Origin of the sequence: Rhodococcus sp. BS-15 (assembly GCF_000813105.1) — a bacterium.
Lineage (GTDB): Bacteria > Actinomycetota > Actinomycetes > Mycobacteriales > Mycobacteriaceae > Rhodococcoides.
Map to the genome: position 1 here is coordinate 1 of NZ_BAOX01000353.1, position 4,565 is coordinate 4,565.

Sequence of the window (4,565 nt, forward strand, 5' to 3'; positions counted from 1 at the left end):
CGGGCGTCGGGCGGCCCTGCCGAACAGACCTTCGCGACGCTGGTCGGCCTCGAACTGCGGCCCCGCAAGGTCCGCGAAGCAGCCGATCTGTGGCGTCAGCTCCTCGCCGCAGCCGACATCGAGGGACGTGACGGCGTGTGGGCACACCCCGATCTGCTGCCCGACTCGTCGGACCTGGACAACCCCGCGGGGTTCATCGACCGAGTCGTCGGCGGTGGAACGTCGAGCTTCGACGACCCGATCGCGCAGCTCGAAGCGATGGAAGCCAAGGAGGCCGAAGAGCGCGCCGCCGGGAACGACGACAAGGGCACCGACGGTGATCCCGAGAAGGGTTCATCCACAACCTGACCCGGCCGGTTTCGCACCACTTCGATCGAGGTCGTCGAACGCCTGCTCGGAGGCACTTCCACCCTGTGGATAACGTGCCATGAGCGGGCGTTCTTCGCTGTCGGCGCTGCCAGAGTGTGTTCCATGATCACACCGACCGTTCGACTCGATCCTGCGGTAGCAATTCTGCCGCGTCGAGACGGCACCGTTCAGTTGGGCTGGAATCCCGAGACCAGCGTCGTCGTCACTCCACCTCCCGGTGCCGAGCCGGGCTCGATACTCGAAATTCTCCGACTCCTCACCGCGGGCCATTCCAGACCTCACATCGTCTGTCACGCAATGACATTGGGACTGTCCGCCAATCGAACATCGGCGATGCTCGGCGAACTGGAGGATTCCGGGTTGCTGATGCACGGCACGAGCGAACCGGTGGTGCCCGACGCCTCGCTGCAGGCCTCGCAGGCCGGTCCGGGAGCGGTGAAGACCGTCCACCTGGTGGGGCGGGGTCCGATCTCCGACGCGTTGGCCTCGGGTCTGAGTCGAACCGGTGTCACGGTGAGCCGAACGAGTCTGACCCCGACGCGGTACCCGCACTCGGTGGTGAGGTCATGGAGCTACGACGTCGTCGTACTCGCCGACGATCTGGTTGCAGAACCTCGACTGGTGACCGATCTGGTGCGTCTGCGCATCCCACATCTGCAGGTGCGGCTACGAGATGGGAAGGGCATCGTCGGGCCCTTCGTGGTGCCCGGTCGGACGAGTTGCCTGCGGTGTGCAGATCTGACGCGCTGCGACTTCGAGCCGGAGTGGCCGCATCTGTCCGCCCAACTGCTCGGCACGGTCGGCCAAGCCAGCAGCGCGACGGTGCTGGCCACGGCAGCGTTCGCGTTCGCTCAGTTGGAGAACCTCATCGGCCGTTCCGACGGCGCCCTTCCCGAGACCGCCGACTGCACCATGGAACTGGACTTCGCAGCGGCCGGAACCACCGTGCACAAACGGCTGTGGTCCAAGCATCCGCACTGCGATTGCTGGCACTGACGAAACGCACCGAAAGTGAGTTCACCTCGACCGATAGGAGTCGGTGCGGGGCGGTCCGAGCAATTGTCGGAAGGTTCAGCCATGATGGAGCTGTGTCTGACATACCGCGCCGTGGATCGACTCGTACTGCAAAACTGGCCAGCATTCCCCTCGGAATGGCCGGTCGTGCTGCCGTAGGGTTCGGCAAGAAGCTCGCCGGCGGCAATCGCGACGAAATCGATGCGGACATGGCCGCCAAAGCAGCAGAACAGCTCTTCTCCGTCCTCGGGGAGCTCAAGGGCGGTGCCATGAAGCTCGGGCAGATGCTCTCGGTGATGGAAGCGGCCGTTCCGGAGGAGTTCTCGGAGCCGTACCGCGAGGCACTGACCAAGCTGCAGGCGCAGGGACCGCCCATGCCCGCGAAGACCGTGCATCGGGTGTTGGACCAGCAACTCGGAACTGCGTGGCGGTCACGTTTTCTCGATTTCGACGACACTGCGATCGCCTCGGCCAGCATCGGACAGGTGCACCGCGCAACCTGGTCGGATGGACGCGATGTCGCGGTCAAGATCCAGTACCCAGGCGCGGACGACGCATTGCGCTCCGACCTCAAGACGCTGAACAGGTTCGCGAATCTGTTCAGCACGGTGCTCGCGGGCACGGACGTCAAGCCGGTGCTCGAGGAATTGACGGCCCGTACCGAGGACGAGCTCGACTACCGCATCGAGGCGGCGAATCAACGCGCCTTCAGCAAGGAATTTGCAGGCGATCCCCAGTTCGCCATTCCCAAGATCGTCGCCAGCGCACCCAAAGTCGTTGTCAGCGAATGGATGACGGGTCGGCCGCTGGCCGATGTGATCGCGAACGGAACGGCCGAGGAGCGTAACCAGGCGGGCGAACTGCTCGCGTTGTTCGCATTCGTGTCTCCGGCGCGCGCGAAGTTGCTGCACGCCGATCCTCATCCGGGCAATTTCATGATGCTCGACGACGGACGCATGGGCGTCATCGATTTCGGTGCCTGCGCTCCGATGCCCGACGGTCTCCCGCCCGTCCTGGGTCGGATGGTCTCGCTCGCACGCGACGAGAAGTTCGACGAACTCGTCGAACTGTTCACCGAGAGCGGGTTCGTGGTGCCGGGCCGCACCGTCACGGAGAAGGAGATCGAAGATTATCTGCGGCCCTTCACCGATCCGATCCACACCGAATCGTTCCACTTCACCCGGGCCTGGCTGCAGAAAGCCGCGGGCACCGCTACAGATTTCAACAGTGCGCAGTTCCGCACCGTTCGCGCGTTGAACATGCCTGCCGAGTACGTGATGATCTTCCGAGTGCTCGGCGGGCTGGTCGGAATCTGCGCGCAACTGGACGCCTACGCGCCGTACATGGCCATCCTCACCGAGTGGCTGCCCGGCTTCGCCGACTGATTCGTTCGGCGAAACCGGGCACCGGTCTCGTGGATCATGCTGCGTTCTTCCGCGGCCGTCCTCGGGGACGCTTGCGGGCGATGACGACACCCTGCTCGAGGATCTCACCGCCCCACACGCCCCACGGCTCGGCGCGGTCGAGGGCCGCGCTCAGGCAGGTACGCCGGATGGGGCATTCGGCGCACAGTGCCTTGGCCTGCTCGAGTTCGGCAGGGGTGTCGGCAAACCACATGTCGGGGTTCGCCGCTCGGCATGGCACCGACAGTGCCAGCTCGACCGATTCGGTCGAACACTGTGCAGCGTAGGCACTCTCGGACTCTGGTCGGCATGTCGTCCGGATCGTGGCGGTTGACACGTCGGTCTCCTCTACTTTTCGTGCGGCGTCGTTATCGGTTCGAGGGGTGATGCGAACCTGTCGGCCTCACGCTCGGATAGAGGAACTACCTGAACGAGAAAGGCCACGGTCCGCGTGTGCGGGTCCGTGGCCTGGTGGGGCTTGTCGAAGCGTCTACCGACAGTGAAGTCGGTGTCTGCTGTCGAGCACGGACGCACAAGGTGCGCGGTGACGTCGGGCTGCCTGAGCAACGGCTTTCGCTCCTGGTGCCAGGGCGACCTGGGCGGAATTCGAACCCGAGGCCGCATATGCGGACTCCTGCATGGGGCCGAAAGCAGAGGAACGAATCCACGTCTGCGCAACAGAGCCTGCGGCGGCGGCATGAGTGCCGAGGGGGGCAACTCCGAAAGGTGCCGTGCCGAGGACAGGGCTGAACGCGACGGTTGCGTGGGCAACGGCGGCGTGCAATGTGTTGATCATTTCTTCAGCTCCTGTTCTGGTCTCGTTGGCGGATTGGACAGTGCGCGATCTCCCGCGGCACGTGAAACAGACTAAGCCCCCTGCCGATATCTGCACAAGTTATTTTCTACCTGCGGTTTCGCGGAGATTTCCGTACCTCCGCGTCACGTGTCCGAGGCCCGCACCACGGTGAGAACTTCTTCGCCGAACCGCTCCAGCTTCTTGGCCCCGATTCCCGGAATCGCCACCAGCCCACGCTCGTCCTGCGGTTGCTGCTCCGCGATGGCCGTCAGCGTGTTGTCGCTGAACACGACGTACGCGGGCACCTTCAGTTCGCGGGACTTGTCCAGTCGCCACGACTTCAGTGCATCGAGCAGGGCGATGTCGACGTTCGACGGACAACTGTCGCACCGACCCAACATGGTCGCAGACGTGCCGATCAGGGGCTTGCCGCACAACCGACACTTGGGACCGGACTTCTTGGCCGCGGGCGCGGCAATACGCGAGGCGGGCGAGTCCTCGGGAATCAGACCGTTCAGAAACCTCGACCGGCGCCGCGATTTGCGTCCGCCCTCGTTGCGGGCGAGTGCCCATGACAGATGCAGGTGGACTCGGGCGCGCGTGACACCGACGTAGAGCAGCCTGCGTTCCTCCTCGACGGCCGCCTCGTTGTTGGCACTGGGGTCGTTGCCGATCGCGTGCGAGATCGGCAGGGTGCCGTCGGCGAGACCGACGATGAACACCGCGTCCCACTCGAGTCCCTTCGCCGCATGCAGCGAGGCGAGAGTGACGCCCTGCACCGTCGGTGGATGCCGCGCCTCGGCACGTGCGGCGAGCTCCCCCAACAACTTCTCGAGGGTCAGGTCCGGCTCGTGCACCAGAAGTTCTTCGGTGAGCTGCACCAAACCGCCGAGCGATGCCCACTTCTCGCGGGCCTGCGCACCCGTCGGCTCGGTGGCCGTCAGGCCGAGCGGAGCCAGCACCCGCTCGCACCCAGAGCCGGA

Annotated in this window: 5 protein-coding genes; 3 read left to right on the forward strand and 2 right to left on the reverse strand. The window is 65.0% G+C overall.

Features of this window, described 5'->3' with window-relative positions; all coding sequences use genetic code 11:
- The 3 genes from RHBS_RS24745 to RHBS_RS24755 form a co-directional block, all read left to right on the forward strand.
- On the forward strand, positions 1-348 hold a 348-nt coding region (locus RHBS_RS24745), incomplete at its 5' end, for a zinc-dependent metalloprotease (RefSeq protein ID WP_145977596.1).
- A 123-nt stretch (positions 349-471) separates the two neighbouring features.
- Positions 472-1,365, forward strand: a complete 894-nt coding sequence (locus RHBS_RS24750; protein ID WP_128646727.1) for a hypothetical protein — start codon at positions 472-474, stop codon at positions 1,363-1,365.
- 92 nt (positions 1,366-1,457) lie between these two features.
- Complete coding sequence (locus RHBS_RS24755) at positions 1,458-2,768, forward strand: AarF/ABC1/UbiB kinase family protein (protein ID WP_128646729.1); 1,311 nt, start codon at positions 1,458-1,460, stop codon at positions 2,766-2,768.
- Positions 2,769-2,802: 34 nt separating this feature from the next.
- On the opposite strand, the gene RHBS_RS24760 is transcribed toward RHBS_RS24755, so the two are convergent.
- Positions 2,803-3,123 (reverse strand): WhiB family transcriptional regulator, encoded by a 321-nt coding sequence (locus tag RHBS_RS24760; RefSeq protein ID WP_032397690.1) that lies wholly within the window; start codon positions 3,121-3,123, stop codon positions 2,803-2,805.
- Between the two features lie 602 nt (positions 3,124-3,725).
- Positions 3,726-4,565 (reverse strand): HRDC domain-containing protein (locus RHBS_RS24765; RefSeq protein WP_187298622.1); only part of this gene is annotated, 840 nt, incomplete at its 5' end.

Excerpts from the sequence above, each read along its gene's own strand:
- RHBS_RS24750 (WP_128646727.1), top strand. The coding sequence starts at position 472 with ATGATCACACCGACCGTTCGACTCGATCCTGCGGTAGCAATTCTGCCG.